Source organism: Rhodopirellula sp. UBA1907, assembly GCF_002337565.1.
In the GTDB taxonomy this organism is placed as follows: Bacteria; Planctomycetota; Planctomycetia; order Pirellulales; family Pirellulaceae; genus Rhodopirellula; species Rhodopirellula europaea.
Map to the genome: position 1 here is coordinate 1 of NZ_DDGH01000032.1, position 19,539 is coordinate 19,539.

At 56.2% G+C, this 19,539-nt stretch carries 8 protein-coding genes and 1 pseudogene; 8 read left to right on the forward strand and 1 reads right to left on the reverse strand.

What is annotated here, in order from left to right:
• From B2R17_RS07005 to rnpA, 8 genes and pseudogenes are all read left to right on the forward strand, one after another.
• A pseudogene (locus B2R17_RS07005) lies at window positions 1-2,025 on the forward strand (hypothetical protein); the annotation flags it as partial.
• Window positions 2,022-12,542 (forward strand): PVC-type heme-binding CxxCH protein, encoded by a 10,521-nt coding sequence (locus B2R17_RS07010; RefSeq protein WP_286763399.1) that lies wholly within the window; start codon window positions 2,022-2,024, stop codon window positions 12,540-12,542. The pseudogene B2R17_RS07005 and the gene B2R17_RS07010, both read left to right, overlap by 4 nt.
• Window positions 12,542-13,798, forward strand: coding sequence for an aminotransferase class V-fold PLP-dependent enzyme (locus B2R17_RS07015; protein ID WP_286763400.1), 1,257 nt, complete (start codon window positions 12,542-12,544; stop codon window positions 13,796-13,798). Before B2R17_RS07010 ends, B2R17_RS07015 begins: the two co-directional genes overlap by 1 nt.
• Before the next feature lie 164 nt (window positions 13,799-13,962).
• Window positions 13,963-15,141, forward strand: a complete 1,179-nt coding sequence (gene nadA, locus B2R17_RS07020) for a quinolinate synthase NadA (protein ID WP_286763401.1) — start codon at window positions 13,963-13,965, stop codon at window positions 15,139-15,141.
• Window positions 15,138-15,614 (forward strand): DUF423 domain-containing protein, encoded by a 477-nt coding sequence (locus B2R17_RS07025; RefSeq protein ID WP_286763402.1) that lies wholly within the window; start codon window positions 15,138-15,140, stop codon window positions 15,612-15,614. Before nadA ends, B2R17_RS07025 begins: the two co-directional genes overlap by 4 nt.
• 18 nt (window positions 15,615-15,632) lie before the next feature.
• Window positions 15,633-16,664 (forward strand): aspartate carbamoyltransferase catalytic subunit, encoded by a 1,032-nt coding sequence (locus B2R17_RS07030; RefSeq protein WP_286763403.1) that lies wholly within the window; start codon window positions 15,633-15,635, stop codon window positions 16,662-16,664.
• Entirely contained in the window at window positions 16,661-17,977 is a 1,317-nt protein-coding gene (locus B2R17_RS07035) for a dihydroorotase (protein ID WP_286763404.1), read from the forward strand. The genes B2R17_RS07030 and B2R17_RS07035 overlap by 4 nt, the downstream gene beginning before the upstream one ends.
• Complete coding sequence (rnpA, locus tag B2R17_RS07040) at window positions 17,977-18,417, forward strand: ribonuclease P protein component (RefSeq protein ID WP_286763405.1); 441 nt, start codon at window positions 17,977-17,979, stop codon at window positions 18,415-18,417. The genes B2R17_RS07035 and rnpA overlap by 1 nt, the downstream gene beginning before the upstream one ends.
• Here the strand turns inward: rnpA and B2R17_RS07045 are convergent.
• Complete coding sequence (locus tag B2R17_RS07045; protein WP_037250160.1) at window positions 18,400-19,443, reverse strand: DUF368 domain-containing protein; 1,044 nt, start codon at window positions 19,441-19,443, stop codon at window positions 18,400-18,402. The genes rnpA and B2R17_RS07045 overlap by 18 nt on opposite strands.
• Window positions 19,444-19,539 lie beyond the last annotated feature (96 nt).

Consider the following 19,539-nt stretch of genomic DNA (forward strand, 5'->3'; position numbering starts at 1 on the left):
ACCGATGCAAAACGGCTGCAATGGACGGTGGATCTTTCGCAAAGTGAAAATCTGCAACGAATCAACAATGATTCGTCCAATCGTTTTCGGTTGCTTTCAGTCGATAGCCCTTGGAGCGTGACGGGTAACTTCACTGAACGTCCACTGCGTCTGAATCTATCGGGCGGCACATCGATGGACACGCAAGGCAACCAATGGGTCACTCAAACACGCTGGAATCTCACCACAGCGGTTGACCTAGAAGGCATCGCTCAGTTCGCCATCCCGACTCCAAATGCACAATCCGTTCAGTGGACATCGGTGGTCGACGGCGTTCCCGCGATGGTTCGCAAATCTGATTCGTCGGATAACTCAGATAGTTGGACCACCTACGAAATTGTGACGCCGCGATTGTCGGTTGGCACTCACGAGATCGAGCTGATTTCGCGAACGATGCTGCGTGACCTGCTCAAGCCACCGGCAAACTCTGAAACACTGATTCGAACAGCTGCGGATGATCCGTCATTGGACGCGGACGACGAAGCTTCCGAGCAACCTCTCGCAGAGGAGTCGGCCGAAGTCGATCTCGATGCGTCACCGGATAGCCTTCGGGAGCCTGAGTCATCCATTGATCAGATCTTGGCAGCGATCCCCTATCCGATCGCCGACCAAGTCACCCTGGACTCAGACTACCTGTTGACCGTTCCCAACTCGGTCACCGATGGAGCCGGTCAGGTTTGGATGGTCACGATCGGCGATGAACGATTGTTGTCGGGAACACGAAGAACCACGTCTGCTGGCACAAGTGCGGCACCAATTCCAAGCAACGAGTGGACGCTCACATCCATTCCGGATGCACCGTTCAAACTGGAGTTTCATCAAGAGTCGTTGGAAGAGACTCCTGTGCGAGTCACGCGAGCTTTGATCCGCAGTCTGGTCGGGCAACGCGTTCGTCACGAACAGTTGGTGGCCGTGGTTGAAGGCGGCCAACAAATCACGATTGGATTTTCGCAGCCACTCAAAGCCATCCAAATCGAAACGCGTCTGAATGGCAACATCGTCGCAACGTCTCGCGGTCGAAGCGGCCTGCGAATTGACGTGCCCACCACCAGTTTGGGAACTTCGCAACCGAGCGACACCGAATCGCCGACACGATTTCTGCTGGACATTCGGCTGTGGACGGAAACCGATTCCAGCCCATGGTGGACCAGCATCGAGCCGTTGATGAGACTGCCTGTTGGGTCGGCACAAATCGATTGGCAGCTTTCCGTCCCCACGGACTCACACCTGTTTTGGGCTTCCTCGTCATGCGGAAGATTGATGCGTTGGGAACGTGAGCAACTGCGTTTGTCGCGGCAACCGATGGCCGACGATGCCGAATTGCTCGAATGGGTCACATTCCCATTCCAAGAGAACGCGACGCTGTTGGGTTCACTCAATGAGTCGACCACGAACTCCGCCTTCACCGTTCCCAGCAACCAGTACCTTTTCTATTCCAGCGATCCCTACTCGTTCTCCGCTCTCACGGTTTCGCGAACGATGATGTGGTTGGCCGTTGGAAGCTTGTCGCTGTTGCTCGCCGCGTCGACTCAGTTGTTCCCTCGCAGTCGCCATCCTTTCGCGATTGTGTTGTTGGCGGTGGTTTTGGCTGGCGTTCTCGTTGCGGCTCCCGATGGAGTGATCGTGACGGCTCAACTGATCATGATTTCGCTTGTATTGGTCGCGGTCTTCTACGCGATCTCGGCATTGATATCACCGCCCGCCTCCGACCGCGTGTTGCAGTCGTCGGGCGCATCACGAGCGTCGGAGAAAATCCCACCGTTTGGTTCCACCCGAGTCAATCGCAAAGGGCAGGGCTCTTCACCGGGCTCGCGATCGATGATCAACGAATCGGCAGGGACGCACGTTCCGGGCGGATCTTCCAGGCATCGTGGAGACTCCGGGCAACGTTCCAACACCGAATCCGAACCTCGCCCAAACCCTTCGGACGAAGGCCACGACGAAGAAGGAGCCGCGGCGAGTCATTCTCCAGGAACGTCGTCATGACGCGGTCTCGATCAATCCGATCGGCCTGGGTAATTTGGGTCGCCATTTGGTTCGTCACAACGTCGCTTTCTTTCAAAGGCGATGTTGCCGCGCAAGAAGCGGACGCAACGACAGCCGAAACAAGCGAGGTGGTCGAACCGACACCAGACACGACGGAGTCAGACGAACCATCGGTCACGGATGAATCAATCGTTCCCGACTCGCCCGACGAGGACGAACTGGTCTCTCGCGAGGTTTCTGAAAGGCTGTCTCAATGGGAAGCATTGGCTCAACAAGTCCGCAGCGATGATTCATTGCGGTGGATCTCTTTGTTCGGATCTCAAATTGCAAGACTCGTCCCAGACAACTTTCGGCCCGTTGCGGCCGACGAATTGAGTCAGGCTCTCGGCGAAGCGGCCGAAGTCACTCCTGAAACGTCCACCGACGATATTCTGCAATGCGAAATGGTGGCAACGATTCGAAACGGATCGTTGATCAGCAACGCCAGTCGAATGTTGTTTTCATCACAAGCCGGCAGCGAACATCAGTTTGGCAATGTCAGTTTTGCCGTCTCGCGACTTCGTGAAATGGACGATGAATCTGGCGTCGAATCCGAAACAACGGCAGCATTCGAATCCGATGAATCGGGAATGCTCAGGATCACCACAAACGATGTGAGCCAACCACTTGCGGATCGCAATCTGGCATGGAATTGGCGACAGCAAGCATTGCCGACCTGGAACGGCAGTCGGTGGGAACTCGTTCTGCCGCAAGCATTGATTTCTCGTTTATGGATTCGTGTTCCGGCAAACCAAACTCTTCGCTGCGAACAAGCGGTCCTGCGTGAAGTCACCACGGACGAACTGCCGAATTGGTACAGCGAAGCTTCGTCGATCAGCTCCACCGATTCGGCTTCGGACAACGATCGCTGGATCTTCCTAGAGTCAGCTGGTTCGTCGCGTTTAGATCTGCAACTACAAACCGTCAAAGACGATGCTGCGGAGGTTCAAACGGCAACGATCGTCCGCAGTTGCCGGATGTCCTTCGATCACGATGGGTCGATATTGAATTGGCAATGTCGCTTGGTCATTGATCCGCAACCAATCGCGTCCATCCCACCTTGGGTCTGGCTTCGCGGTGATGTGACTCGCATCGCAATCGATGAGCAAGAGATTCCTTTCACGTCCCGCCCCATCGCTTCGCAATCAACCGAGACGTCCTCGCAATCACCGTTCGCTTCACTCATCGAAGTGACGGCGATCGAAGAATCTGAACCCGCATCCACCGCCGACTCGCGAATCATCGTGCTGGAAGGAACATCGCCGCTGCCTCAAAAAGGCAACTTGATTTCTTTGCCCGAACCGGTCTTTCCATCTTCGTTTGTGGTTTCCGCGACGCCTTGGCAATTGCAATGGACGATGCCTGCTCATCTGCACACAACGAGTTGGCAGTTGCCCGAACAATGGCAACTCACTCCACCATCATTGGACGCATCACAGTCACCCGACTCGCAGGCGACTTGGAACGCGGTTGGCCCGCCGCCTTCACGAGAATCATTGACGGCGGATTCGCTCTTGGATCCCCCAGTTACCCCAGCCCAACCTCGTTTGTCGCCTGCTTCCGTCGCGAGCTCGTGGGGCATCGAGTTAGCGGAATCGCAACCACTGTTGTATGCCAACCACCAATCTCGTTTTCTGTTGGAAGACAACGCGATTCAGGCTCGCAGCACCATTCAGATGACGATGTCTCCCGACCGGTTGGCTCCCATCCAATTAGAGATCCAAGATGGGTTCTCGTTCGATTCCATCACCGTCGGTGAAACACGACGAACGTTGACCATCAACGCTCCCAATCGTCGTGGTCGCAGGATCACGGTGTGGCCCAGCCCCGACGAGATCGAGGAACTGCCCACCGGTGAAGGCACTCTCGAAATCCGCGCCACCGGACAATCGCGGCGGGACCCGAACAACCCTCGTGTCAATGAATTGTGGATGATTCGAGTGTTGGGATGTCCGGGCCAAATGACGGCAGCGGTCATTCCTCCCGCCGATATGGGTTGGACGGCGGAAACCGCCATCACGCCTTCGCGAATTGAGTTCTCTGAGCTAACCGCTCAACAACGACGCTACTTCGCCCCGCTTCCCGGTGACGCGATCGTGCTCAGCCATTCGATTCGCCAAACCCCATCTCTTGCGTTGGAAACTCCCGACAGCACGATCGTCGGGTCATGCCAAACCAGCCTCACGGTTGCTCGAAGTGGCAAGGAACGAACCGGAATCGAACAACAGGTTCAGGTGCAAGTCGAAGGTTTGCCGCAGACATCACGTTTCGTCAAAGTCCGCTTGGCCGCCCGCTCGGAACAGGCTTCACCACAAGACATGAAGTGGCAGACGCGTTTGTCATCCTCCGCCGCCGTCCATTCAGTCGATGAGGACGCTGTCACTCGGCGTTGGGTGCCGCGTCAATCGATGGATCCCCAATCAGAATCGAACGCCGAGTCCCAGGCATCTTCCGACACGTCGGACTCGGATGAAATCGCAAGCGGGTCCGATGGATGGTTTGAATGGAGCATTCCGGTCCCTCGAAACTTCAACGACAAGTCGTTGCTGATCGGAAGATGTTTTCATGCAACCAAAGAAAACGACGCGGGTTCCAAGAACGGCCATCCAACGCGTGCACTTCCGATCGGTTTGTTCCGCTTGGCGGATGCGACTTCGCAAACCTGTGAACTGTTGATCGATTCCGATCTGCAACTGGCTCGTCCCGTCGCGAATTTGGTTGGAATCCCAACGGCGGACACTGACACCGCATCGAAACCGTTCCGCTATCGATACGAAACCTCACCGCATGTGATTGTGCGAGTCCGTCACCGGAACCAAACGCCACCGTCCAACTTGGTGCTTCAGCAGCACACACACGTGATTGCTTCAGCCAGTGGAACCGACCGAGCTCGCACGCGATTCGAAATGATCCCCACGCAACCGATCGAAGTGAAGTTTCCTTGGGATGCTCATTTGATTGAAGCACGCATCGATGGCGTGGAAGTCCAACCGCAAATGACGCGTCAGCACCACCTTCGGTTTCCAGCCGTCAAACAATCTGAGTTGGTGCTTGAAATTGAGTGGACGACAACCTCCTTTGAAAAATCATGGATCCGCAAACCGGAAGTCACTGACCTGCAAGTCGTTGGCCTGACCCTGGGTTCGCAGTTTCGCGTCTCTCCTGCCGAAGACAGCTTGCAACTGCCATTGCTCGGATCCTCTGAAGAACCTCCTCTGATCTTTTCCCAAATGGTGATTGGAATCGGATGGGTCGGCGCACTTGTCATACTCGCAATCAGTCTGGCTGCCGGCTGGGCCGCGAGATGGGGACTGGCATGTGGTTTGGCTTTGTGTCTCTTCGCCATGCTGCTTTGGCCTGAGACGCTAGTCCCCCTGACGACCTGGGTTGCTCTGCCGCTAACCATCGGTCTCCTGCGGATCGCGACCCAACAATGGCAAGCATCCAAGACTCCCACATCATCGTTTGATCAAACGCCGGGTACATCCGGCCAATCCAATCAATCGAACGTGCCATCGCGCTCCCCCGACAATGATCCAACCAGTGACTTCTCCAGTTCCGCGTTATTGCGTAGTTGGTTGGGTTGGGCGATTGTCAGTTGCTTTGCGATCAGTGGCGATGTTGCCTCCGCTCAAACGATGGACATCTTGGTTCCGTTGGATTCCGCCAACCAACCGATGGGTAACAAGGCATACATCCCAGAGTCACTGTACGAAGAGTTGTTTTTGGTCCGTCCCGATGAACGTGTTCGACAAGTTTCGTTTCTGAACACCAACTATGAATTGGACCTGACGTCGGAAAGTTCCAAACGAGCCATCAGTTTGGCTCACGACGAGTTCGCCATTGAGCTGCTCGCCCGATTCACAGTGGAAACAACCACTCCCAGCAGTCGACTTCGGCTTCCGTTTTCGCCTGAAACGATCGAAGAACTGGTACTGATCCGTCCGGATGAGAGCACGCGGGTATTGACGACCACCACGGATGAACAGCCGGGCACACTGATCGTTGTGCCTTCGGGAAATCGGTTTGACTTGCAACTTCGCCTGCGTTGCAAAACGACACACAATGCGACGGGCACGCAAATCGCAATCGATCTTCCGCGAATTCCGCAAGCTCGTTTGGTCGTGCGTCGAGATTATCGCATCGACAACTTTCGATTGGTCACCGATGAAATTGCTTGGCCAGCGGTCGATCGTCCGGTTGGATTTGGAATCATTTCTTCCAACCAATTTTCCATCGGCCCGTGCAATCGATTGCAGATTCACCTGCAAAGTAAAGCGACCGCAGACGCAATCGCGAGTGGATCTGCACCCAACCCAAACACAGGCAACCAAACGGGCGACACATCTGGCGCAGATCAACTCCCCGTCGCTTGGAATTCTGCATCGCAATGGAACCGTCGCTACTGGCTGAACGCCACAGCGAAACAATGCTCCGTCGAATGTGAACTCGAACCGCTGCTACCGCCACCATCGGGCGGAGAAGTCATCCTTCGTTTCCACCGAGAAACCAGTTCACCACCGCGTTTGATTTCCCGAGACTGGAAATTGATTCAGCAAACACCGACCCAGTGGAAGCTCACTCGCGTCAGTTCGTCTGACGAACCCATTCGATTGGTTTGGGACCTCAGTGCCGATTGGTCAGCACGAACAACTGAGGACGAGCGCACATCGCCCGTTTCCAATGCAGTCGAATCAACATCGCCTGATTCCTTGCCGCTCGCTTCCGAAAGGTTGCTGACCTGTCCCGGACTGTCTCTGCATGACCGCTGGGAAGAGCCCACACCAGACGACGAATCAGCCCTCGTCAACTCACGCACCGAGTTTTCGGAGACGTTGGTGGCGTGGACATTGTCGGGTGATTTGCAACCGCTCTGGCCAGCATCGCTTGGGACAGAACGCGTTCCAACCGAACAATTTTATTCGCAATGGTCAGGACCGATCAGCCGTCTCGACAGGGCCGCCAAAAGTTCCGGAACGACTCCGATCGTTCAAATCGGATTCTCCAATCAATCGACGCTGGTCTTCAGTTCGCGGCAAGAGATTCATTTGGATGCAACGCATCAAACGATTCGTCTCGACGCGACCTTTGAGCCAACTCCGGCCAACAACAATTCATCGACCACCGACCCGCCGTCAGGAAATCCTGATGCAAGCGGTGAAGCGACCGTGGCCGCCATGGACGAAAGCATCGAACCTCACATCATCAAGGTTGTGCTTCCACCCCAAACCCAAATCTTCAATTGGCAAATCAAACAACCTGGACTGCCCGACAGTTCACCCGATCTGCTCGACGGGAATGCGTCTGATTTGGACCCCACCGATGCGACCAGTGACGAAGCGGCGGATGCGGAAGCGACAACGAACCCTGCATCAAAACCGATAGGTGCCTCCGAAAACGAATCCGGAACTCGGTGGGAACTGGTGCGAAAGGACAATCGTGATTGTTTGCTGATTCGGCACGAAGGACGAGGCATGGAGTTGTCGATCGAAGCTCAGGTCTCATTAAAAAAGAACAATGACAATGCCCTGGCATTGATCGAAGTCGAACCAGTCCACTCCGTCGACAGAGTCGAATCCATCAGCGAAGTGGTTGTCTCTCGTTCTGCCGACACCAACGTCCAGTGGAAGACGCCGCCAGAGATCGAAGGCGAAAAGTCCGGCGACGCGGGTCCGGCTTCGATGCTGGCATCAGGAATGATATTGATGGATCAATGGCTGGTCCGCGGATCAACCACCAAGGCATTGGGCGACGCTCGCTTCCGATCCAATCTGGTACGGCATCCATTTCAAACCGACGTTCGCGTTGCGTTGCGTTGGGAGGAAGGCCGGTGGGTCGCCCAAACCGATCTGCAATTGAAATCGAAACAGCAACCTGATTTCTTGGATGTCGAAATGCCCACGCGTTGGTGTGACGCTTTGCAGATATCCCCACTCTGTGCCTCGACCCGACAACCAACCCTCACTCCGGCCCGGCAAGTCATTCGCATTCGTTTGGCGGACAAGGACATCCGATCCATTCGTCTTACAAGTCGCCTTGCGGCGGGTGACTTGGTGCGTGTGAGCGTTCCCAAAATTCGCGTGCTACAAACTCAGCGTTCGCGGACCGATATCGTGGTCCCCAACCGACTGACCAACGCTCCGATTCGCTGGGAGACCAACGGTGTCGAACCCATGCCGCAACCAAGATGGAAATTGAGGTTGCCATCAACATCGGGCGATGAAACTTCGGAAGAGTCTTCGGACGACGACGCAACGGACGCGGAAGAATCCGCCTACTTCCGCGTCGCCAACGAGAACTGGTCGGTCGAATTGGAAAGAATGCGGAAGACCAACAACTTGGCCTCCGTCATGCACGCGGATCACCAACTGCTGAACGATCGCTACCTGGTCAGTCGCTTTGACATTGTCCCCGGTGATGCATCGCACTTGACGCTGAAACTGCCTGAATCAGCCCGGATTGTCGCGGGCTGGACGAATGGATTGCCTGCAGACGTGATCCAGTTGGACAACAACCGGCATCAGTTCTTGTTACCTTTGAGTCGCCTCAGCCAAGGAGTAGAAGTTTTATTGGAAATGGACTCACAAGTCTTGAGTTCCAACACACCGACTTGGCACGAGATTCAAACGCCGATTCGATCCACGTTCACCCGCCTGCTATCTCGGCGGAGTGATGGGACGGATTCACTTTCGTTGTCACACCAAAGCTCTGCCGCTCCCATGATGGCTTCCAAAAACTCGACTTCGAACCAAACCGTCACGGACTGGAGTCCGTGGCGGTCAATCAAGCCAGACCAACGCTGGCAAATCCTCGCCACCAACACCGTCCGCTCGATCGCTGCCGCTTCGGACTCACTGGCCGACCGACGTGACGAAGAAGTCGCTTCGTGGATGAAGCTTTGGTTGCAGCGATACGCCTCAATCAGTCAAGCCGCCGGAATTCCATTTGATCCCGCGAATGCTTCGGCAGAAGATTCTGTCTCGCTGGAACGCCTTTCCGCTGAGTTTTCCAGTAGGCCACCCGAAGCGGTGTTCTCATGGAATGAAATGGAGTCTTTCCTGGCCATGCAAATCCAGCGTTACTCGGCTGGCGACACCGACAACTGGTGGCAAGTCAGTGACTCAAACAAACGTCCCGATGGCCAATGGTCCTTCGCCCTCACAAGCCAACAACCAGATCGCTGGATCATCGACAGTCAATATCAGTCAACCCGGAACGAGCTTCCACCGCAATGGTCGGTCGCGTCCCGGTCTTCCATCGCGACACAATGGGCTCAACACGGAATGCGGTTCTTATTGCTGTTGACCAGTGCGTGTTTGCTGATTGTCTTGCGTCTTCAACCGGGGCGCAATCGACATCAAACCGAAGAGGCCACCTGGGTGACCAACGTCCAAGACTTGATCGCCAACCCCGCCACTTGGATCTTTGTGTTGGGTTGCATCGCATTAGTCTTGGCACCGATGCCTCTCGCACTAGCGTTGATGGTGACCGCGGTGATGCTCAGCGGATTCGAAGCCTTTTGGAAACCGCTTCGAAAACGTTTGCGAATGTGGGCGTCCGCCCTGCTTCTGCTGGTCATTTGGCTCGGACCAACAGAGCAAGCGATCGCACAACCCGCTCCTCAAACGATCGATTCCCCTCGTCCCGCCGAGATCGCCAACACGATGCGGATGCGCGACGGGTGGAGCCTGCAATTGGTCGCCTCGGAACCAATGGTCGTCGATCCCGTCTCGGCTGCCTTTGATCCCCAAGGACGATTGTGGGTGGTGGAGATGCCCGACTACCCGCAGCCGGTCGATGACTCGAAACCGATCCAGGGACGCATCCGTATTCTTCGCGATATCGACGGCGACGGCACGATGGATCAAGCCACCACTTTCGCCGACGGGCTGAATTTCGCGACTGGAGTGTTGCCATGGCCATCGAAGGTCGCGAGCAAGAATGAATCGCAGATGGACGGTGCGATCGTAACCTTGGCCGGCGAAATCGCTTGGCTTCGCGACACTGACGGCGATGGAATCGCTGACGATCACCAAACGTGGTTTCGCGGCTTCACAACCGGCAACGAACAACTCAGAGCCAACCATCCGATCCTCGGACCGGACGGATTGGTTTACGTTGCGAATGGATTGCGTGGCGGAAAGATCGAGGCTGTTGCCTCACGATTTGATCCAGCCGCTGGACCTTTGACGCTTTCGAAAAACGACTTCTGCTTTGATCCGCATGGCGGCTACTGGGGTCCGGTTTCTGGCAACAGCCAACACGGTTTGACGATCGACGATTTTGGTCGTCGAATCGGATGCAGCAACCGCAATCCAGCGATCCAAGCGGTACTGAGTGCCAACACAATTCAAAGAGATCGCGAGCTGGCACCGACGGATGCTTTGTTGGACATCGCCGTCGCGGGTGAACATTCAGAAGTTCATCCGATCAGTGACGCTTGGACAACCAGCCACCTGCACGCGGGACAATTCAGTGCGGCCTGCGGTGTCTTAGCGGTCAATGACGAATGGTTGTTCGTATGCGAACCGACCGGATCATTGGTCCAGCGTCAACAATTGCGACTAGATGGCGAGAACTGGCATGCGACGCGAGAAGAGAACGACGCCGAATGGCTCGCCAATGAGCACACCTGGTTCCGCCCAGTGGATTTGGTTGCCGATCAAAATGCATCGGTGCTGGTCATCGACATGGCTCGCGCGGTCATCGAGCATCCCGATTGGGCCCCCGAGGAACTGAAGAACCGACCGGACACATGGCACGGAAACGACCTTGGACGCATCTGGCGTTTGGTTCCTCCTCAAGCCGAACCCGGCTTTAACGCCATCCAAAGCAATGAAGAAGCGATCGAAGCATTTCGTTCCGACGACGCCGTCCGACGATCGTTGGCGACTCTCCACCTGACGCAGCAGTTTACAAATCCGACCGCTCAATCACTCGTTCTTGAAGGCCTTTCCGAACTGTTGTTTTCGGGTGAAACGAAGCCAGCGACTAAGGCCCGAGCTGCATCCTTGTTGGCTCAGCAGAACAACCTGAATTCAGCCCAGCTTTCAAAGCTTCAATCGGAATCAGAACCTCGCCTTCGCGCCATCGCCGCCCAACACACGACGACCTGGAACGCCAACAACTTCCGCGAATTCGCAAGTGACGAGAGTGCATTGGTTCGCCGAGTCGCACTGGAAAGCTTTCTCGCCTCCGATGAATGTGCACGAATCGCGAAACTTCCGCAGTCTGATGAGTTCCTCTCCGTTGTTGATACGCTGCACAACGTTGCGGTGGAACAAGCGGACTCATCATTGATTGCGAAACTCCTGGCTTCGGTTCCCCAACCGATGCTTCAACTTCTCATTCGCCGGTCGATTGAGAACGAAAGTCAGCAACTCTCTGCACACTATCGGTCCAATCGCTTGCAATGGATGGAACGTTCCGCCGCGTCAGATCCCGAGACAACGCTTGATCTGATTTCAAACGTTCAAGACAACAATGACGCATTGCAATTTGTTGCAAGTTGGATCAATGGCACGCGTTCGACATCGGCTGTGGAGAAAGTGACGACCGGTCCGAAACAGGACTTCTTCGCTCGCGTTGCTGATGTCGCGAAAACGACGCTGGCGGATTTGGACCAGCAACTTGTGCGACGCGAAAATGCGGTGGACGTTTTGCTGCAACTCGCTCCCAGCTCGACCGAATTGCGAGAGCAGCTGACCGAGTCCACGAACGCAAACTTGCGGTCACGAATTCTCGAAGGATTGCTCAAAAGCGACCCCGAGTGGACGCGATCCATCTTGGTCTCACATCCGGCCCCGTGGCGTCCTGAAGAACGCAGCGTCGTTTGCCGACACGCTCGTTCTGATCCCGGCATGGCAAAGTGGTTGCTCGCGGCGGTCCAGAACGGAAACTTGCCGCGGTCATTTGTGGACGCGACCACGGCCAACGCTTTGCGAGCACATCGCGATCAAACCATTCGCGAACTTGCCAATCAAACCTTTGCTCCACCGGAAGATCGCGCCGAGGTTTTGCAAAAGTATGCGGTCGTCGCGGATCGATTCTCGACGGCCGATGTCGCAAAAGGGCGACAGTTGTTCGTCCAACACTGTTCCAATTGCCACCGCATGGAAGACGTTGGACACATGGTCGGACCTGACATCAGCGACAGCCGCACGAAGACTGCGGAAGCCTTGTTGGTCGCTGTTTTGAATCCCGATGCCGCCATTGACGCGTCGTTCACGCGTTACCAAATTTTGACCGTCGACGGCGAAGTCGTGTCGGGGCTGTTGCACAACGAGAACTCTGAAACGGTAACACTGCTGGAAGCGGGCAATCAGCAACGCCGCGTGGCTCGCGACGACATCGAAACCTTCCGAGCCGTGGACACATCCTTGATGCCAAGTGGAATGGAGCAAACACTGTCGGTGGATCAAATGTCCGATTTGATTGCCTACCTGAAACGCTGGCGGTACACCGCTGAAGGTTTGTGATGCCATCACGTTCCAACTCCATTGCCGAAACGAATTTGCCTGCAACCAAACGCCGTATCTACCTGGACCACGCTGCGACATCCTGGCCCAAAGCGGATGGCGTGACCGATGCGATGGTTGAGTTCCTTTCGAGCGTTGGCGCATCGGCCTCTCGTGGCAACTACGCTTCTGCGATGAAGGCGAGCGAACTCGTTCGCTCGTTGCGTTACAAACTGGCCCGATTCATCCATGCCGAATCAGAGTCGTGCATCAGCTTTCATGGCGGCTGCACTCACGCATTGAACTGCGTCATTCATGGATTGGTTGGAACATCAAAAGCCATCGGCGACGGTTCGCATCTTTTGCTCTCCGCGGTCGAACACAACGCAGTCATCCGTCCACTTTTGGTAGTGGCGAAGTCCTGCAACGCGACCGTCGAAGAGGTCCCCGCAGACAGCAACGGTTTGCTTGATGCTGATGAAGTGATCTCACGCATCAACGATAAGACTCGATTGGTGGCACTGTCTCACGTGTCCAACGTGACGGGTGCGGTGCAGCCGATTGCGGAGATCGGGGCGGCCATCGCGGAAGCCAACCGATCCCGTGCTGACTCTAAGCAAATCCTCTTTCTTTGCGACGCGGCACAATCGCTTGGCTACTTGCCAATCAACGTCGCATCACTCGGCGTGCACGCGTTGGCAGCACCCGCTCACAAAGGTTGTGGTGGGCCGCCGGGGATTGGAATGTTGTATGTATCGCCGAAGTGGCACTCCGCGATTCAACCTTGGATGCAAGGTGGCACCGGACACGATGGTCGGTCTGACAAGATGCCCGAATCGATGCCTGCGAAACTCGAACCGGGCACCATGAATCTGCCCGCCATCGCGGGATGGTTGGCCGCGATGGAATCCATGGCGACGCCGAATGAACTTGATGATTCGTCCCAAAAGTTAGCCGCCCTGTCACAGCGACTTCACGTTGGTCTGAACGGCATCGATGGAATCAACGTCTTCGGTCAACCGGGGCCACTTCCGATTGCCAGTCTCGACTTTGGACCAGCTCTTCCGCCCGACGATGCGGCCGCGATTCTGGATTCGGAGTTTGGGATCGAGGTCCGATCGGGGCACCACTGTGCCGCTCGGCTTCACTGTCATCTTGGAACCGAAACCGCCGGAACACTTCGCATCAGCGGGGGTCACGGCACGACCTCCGATGAAATAGATGTGGTGGTGGCCGCGGTCGCGGAAATTGCCGCTCAAATGACATCCTTGGTGTGATCCCGCCACGGATTTCATCGCCCGGGTTTGATCTCAGCCACGAATGAGACGTTTTTCGTGGTGGGTGATCCAAACCGTAGGCATGGAAACAATGGGGTGGATCGGTTTCAATAATGGTGTGTCGTCACACGACGCATTGCCGATCCTCTTTGATTGAAATCCCCATGGTCGATTTGCCAACCACCACGCCTCCCGCACAACCCACGACCGGAAACGACGAAGTCGATGCGCTGCATCCTTTGAAACCGTACCGATCGCTGGAAAACGAGGTTCTTCAGCAACGAATTGAAGCGGTGCGACAGGAACTCGGGGACGAATTGCTGATTTTGGGGCACCACTATCAGCAAGACGAAGTCATCGAGCACACCGACTTGCGCGGTGACAGCTACCAGTTGTCCGAGATGGCCGCCAAGAGCCAAGCGTGTCGCACCATCGTCTTCTGCGGCGTTCACTTCATGGCCGAAACGGCCGACATCCTGGCCAATCGACCGGATCGAATCGAAGCTCGTGACGGCCGGCGAGTCGATGTGTTGCTTCCGGACATGGCGGCGGGTTGTTCGATGGCGGACATGGCCGCGATCGCTCAGGTCGAAGCGGCCTGGGCCGACATGTCTGAGGTCATCGATACCGAACAAGTCATCCCGGTCACGTACATCAACAGTGCCGCAAGCCTGAAAGCTTTCTGCGGCCGCAACGGTGGAATTGTCTGCACCAGCAGCAACGCGAGAGCGGTCTTGAAATGGGCGTTCGAACGCGGCCAACGTGTGTTCTTTTTCCCCGACCAGCACCTTGGTCGAAACACCGCGTTGACGATGGATATCACCGAAGAACAAATGCCGGTGTGGGATCCCTACGCGTTGGAAATGGGTGGCAACACGGACGAACAAATTCAATCGAGTCGCGTGATCCTTTGGAAAGGTCACTGCAGCGTGCACCAAATGTTCCGTGCCGAACATGTCGATCGTTTCCGAAAGGAACATCCAGGCATCAAGATTTTGGTTCACCCCGAATGCCCGAGAGAAGTCAACGACATCGCGGACGTCAGCGGCAGTACCGGAAAGATCATTCAGACGGTCAAGAATTCACCCGCGGGCACGAAGTGGGCGATCGGCACCGAACTGCACTTGGTCAATCGATTGAAGGACGAACACCCTGAGCAAGAGATTCACTTTCTCAGCCCGGTCGTTTGCATGTGCGCAACGATGTACCGGATCGATCTGACCCACCTTTGTTGGACACTCGAAAACTTGCGAGACGGCCGCTTGGTCAACCAAATTCGCGTGGACGAAGAGACCACCAAGTGGAGTTTGATCGCGTTGGAACGCATGTTGGCGGTGAAATGACGCCCACCAAACCCTACGAGACCACCTCACCGTCCGAACCAATCACGACACCGACTGAAACGGAATCTTCGGCGGGTCGAACCGGAATGATCATTGCGGGATTGGCGGGAGCCTCGGCCGTCGGTATCGGGGCCTTTGGTGCTCATGGTTTGCCCAATTTTCTCGAGCAATCCGGTTTGGATCCCGAAACGGTCGCTCGTCGCGTGGATCAATTCGAAACCGGAGCCCGGTACCACTTGGCTCACGCGATTGTTTTGCTTGCCTTGGCGGTCGCTCCCATGCGGTGGTCCGGGTGGCTGCGAACCATTCGAGCGTTGATGGTGGCTGGATTGGTTTTCTTTTCCGGCAGCCTGTACGCGCTGGTTTTGACTAATACACCGGTGATGGGTGCGATCACCCCAATCGGTGGCGTTTGCTGGATTGTGGGTTGGCTGATGTTTGTCGGCTGCCGTGACTCGTCGACAAGTCGATGATGCTTTAAACTTCCGGCCATGGACGCATCGCCCTCACCCGATCAATTGTCATTCCCGGCCGCCTGGCGGCATCCTCATCTGTTGGATTTGGAGCGGCTCTCCGCCGCTGAAATTCTCGCGGTGTTACGCACGGCGGACCAACTGAAGACGATGACCGAAGGTTGCCGTCGCAAAGTCCCGCTGTTGACGGGGAAAACGTGTGCCAACCTGTTCTTCGAGAACAGCACGCGAACCAGAAACAGTTTCTCGTTGGCCGCCAAACGGCTCGGCGCCGACACGGTGGAATTCAGCAGCAGCGGCAGTAGCGTTGCTAAAGGCGAAACCTTCGTCGACACGGCGAAGACCATCGAAGCGATGGGTGTCGACTGGGTCGTCACTCGGCACTCCACTCCGGGCACGCCTCACTTGCTGGCCCGCGAACTGGATTGCTGTGTGCTCAACGCCGGCGACGGTCCACACGAGCATCCCACGCAGGGTTTGCTCGACATGCTGACGATCCTTCAACATCGCATCGGCTCGGACTGGAAAAACGAGTCCGCCGATCCCGAGAAAGTATTCGCGGGAATGACGGTGGCTTTGGTTGGTGACATCGCCCACAGTCGCACCGCCCGCAGCAATTTGTGGGGGCTTCGCAAGCTCGGTGCCCACGTCATCATCTGCGGTCCACCAACGCTGGTGAGTCATCGCTGGGAAGAGCTCGGTTTCGAAGTCGCTCACCGTCTCGATGAGATCGTTCATCGCTGCGATGTGTTGAACCTGCTTCGCATTCAATTCGAACGGCAAAAGGCGAGACCATTCCCAAGCGTTTACGAATATGCGGCGTTGTACGCCATGAACGGTGAGCGGCTGCGGCATGCCAAAGATGACATCTTGATCATGGCCCCCGGGCCAATCAATCGCGGCGTTGAGATCACCCCCGAAGTCGCCGACGGGCCGCATTCGGTCATCCTCGAACAAGTGACCAATGGGATCGCAGTCCGCATGGCATCGCTGTGGTTGTTGGCCAACGCGAAAGAAAACGCAGACGCATCCGCGGAGAACCTCTCATGAATGATTCCACTTGGGTTCTCGACGGCGGACGATTGATCGACCCCGCCAGCGGCATCGACCGAATCGCACGTTTGGTTCTGCACGAGGGCAAAGTTCATTCGATCGACACGCCCGACGGTGACTTGCCTCCGGACGCTGGTCGGCTGGATGTCAGCGGCAAAATTGTTGCTCCTGGCTTGGTCGATTTGGCAACGGAACTGCGCGAACCGGGTAGTGAAGAAGACGAAACCATTCAAACAGGCAGCAATGCCGCGTTGGCAGGTGGCTACACGACCGTGCTGTGCTGCAGCAGCACAAAACCGTTGATGGATTCCGCCGCTTCGGTGCAATTGGTTCGCCAGATTGCACAACGTGTTGATGGAGTCCGTGTGTTGCCGATCGCTTGTCTAAGCAAAGGTCGACAAGCCGAGCAAATGGCCGAGCTCGGGATCTTGGCCGCCGCCGGTGCGGCTGGTTTCAGCGACACGCCGCGACCGATGCCCAACGATGCATTGCTCAAGCGGGCGCTCGACTACTGCCGCATGTTCGACTTGCCAATCTTTGATCGACCGGAAGTTCCCGAACTTGCTGACGGTGGCGTCATGCATGACGGTCAAATCGGCTTGATCCTCGGACTCAAAGGGCTGCCCACCGAGGCGGAGGATTTGGCCGTCGCACGAGACGTCCGACTAGCCGAGGCCACCAAGGGTCGATTGCACGTGGGGCCGGTCAGCACCATGGGTTCGATCGACATGATCGGCCGCGTGAAATCTCGAGGCATCCGAATCTCCGCGTCGGTCTGCCCGCACAACCTGTTTGGCAGTGACGAATTGCTTCGGTCCTACGATTCGCGATACAAGGTTCACCCGCCGATGCGAAGCCCATCGCACGTGGAGGCACTTCGCAACGCGGTTGCCGAAGGCGTGATCGATGCGATCGAATCCGGGCACATGCCTCGGGCTCAGGAGAAAAAGGCAAACGACCTGGACCTGGCTCCGTTTGGTGCCTCCGCCTTGGAAACCACGCTCGCGGCCATCGCAACGGACTTGGTCGAAACCAAGATTCTGAATTGGTCACGCGCTATCGAGTGCCTCTCAACCGCGCCCGCCAGAATCGCTGGTGTGGAAGGCGGTACTTTGTCGGTCGGTGCCAATGCCGACGTGACCGTCATCGATCCGTCGAATGCTTGGTCGGTCGAGGCGAAAGAGTTCCGTTCGCGATGCCATTCCAGTCCCATGACCGGACGCACGCTCTCGGCACGCGTCACCCACACGCTGGTAGGCGGACGCTTGAACTTCGAGCTTCATCCGACCGCTGCTGGCGCCGCTTCGTAATGTCGCGAACCGGTGGAAAACGACCGTTCGAATTCCCAAAATCATCTCGCGTTGTTCGCAGTGGCGAATTCACCAAAGCACTTCGACGTGGTGGTGTCGCCGCGAACGATTGCTTGGTCGTTTTCGCGTTGCCTCACGACGATCCGTCTGCAGATGCTTCACCGCCTTCAGATGAATCCCAAACGCCCAAATGCCGACTGGGCGTAACGATCCCCAAGAAGACCGGCAACGCGGTTATTCGGAACCGATGGAAGCGTCTGATTCGGGAAGCGTTCCGACTGCATCAATCGGAATTGCCAAGCGGATTTGACTATGTGGTCCGCCCCAAGAAGGAGGTCACTGCCGACTGGAAAATGATTGAACGAGGATTCGTCAAACTGGTCGGCCGAGCCGTGCGCCGCATTGAATCCTCCGGTGATCGATCAAGCCGCGGACGCTGAAGACTGCATCCGAAGAGTGAAGCGATCCGCGGCGACGACAACCGCAGCGGCGATGATCGCGAGCACCACGAGCATCAACACGCTGCCGTCATATTCGATTGGCGAAACCCATTCGAATTCTTGGTACTTCAATTCCAAATCGGCGGTCTCTGCAGTCACACGTTGAAGCGGCCAAAGTCGGCCGACTGAACCAATCATCAAACCGATCAATGCGGCCATCGTCGCGTCTCGAAAATGCTTCAGCAGGTAATTCAGCAATCGACTGAACGCCAGCAAACCGAACAGACAGCCCGCGGCAAACACGGCCAACCGTCCCAGGATGTCCAAATCGATCTGGCCTTTGACCACACCCTTGATCATGCCGATCACAGGCTCGTAGACACCCAGCAGCAGCAGAATGAATGCACCGCTGATCCCAGGCAGAATCATCGCGCAAATCGCGATCGATGCGCTGAAAAACAAAAAGACATGATCGGCATCGCCGGTTGTTGCCGGGATTTGTGAAATGCCGAGAGCCACCAACACACCCACACCCAAAAGGATCCATCGCGGAATGGTCCACTGAGTCACGTTGCGTCGAACAACCCAAACACTTGCGAGCACGAGCCCAAAGAACACCGCCATCGTTTCGTTGACTCGGTGCTGCAGTAGCCAGTGCATCAGTCCGGCGAGAGAACCGATCCCGACGACGATCCCAATCCCGAGAGCAATCAGGAACCGCAGGTCCAATCTGCGGATCAGCTCTGCCCATTTGCCCGATCGAAGCATGCCAAGAGATTCGGTATCCACATGACTGATGGCGGCAATCAAGCGGTCGTAGTGACCGAGAATCAACGCCACCGTTCCACCGCTGACTCCAGGGACGGTGTCTGCCGCCCCCATGCAAAATCCACGAAAGACATTTAGCATCATCATTCCGATGCTGTCGGGACGTGTTGAGTCATGAGAAAGCCGTGACTCGTGGCCGTCAGAATCGATACTTTCGGAAGAAGTGTCGGAGCCGGTGGATGCGTTCACAAGAGTCATTCAGGCGGAGGAAACGGATTGGATTTGCGACGACGAATGCCGAATTTTGTCGCGACAAAGTAACCTAGGACATCATCTGTCCAGACGCACACCCCA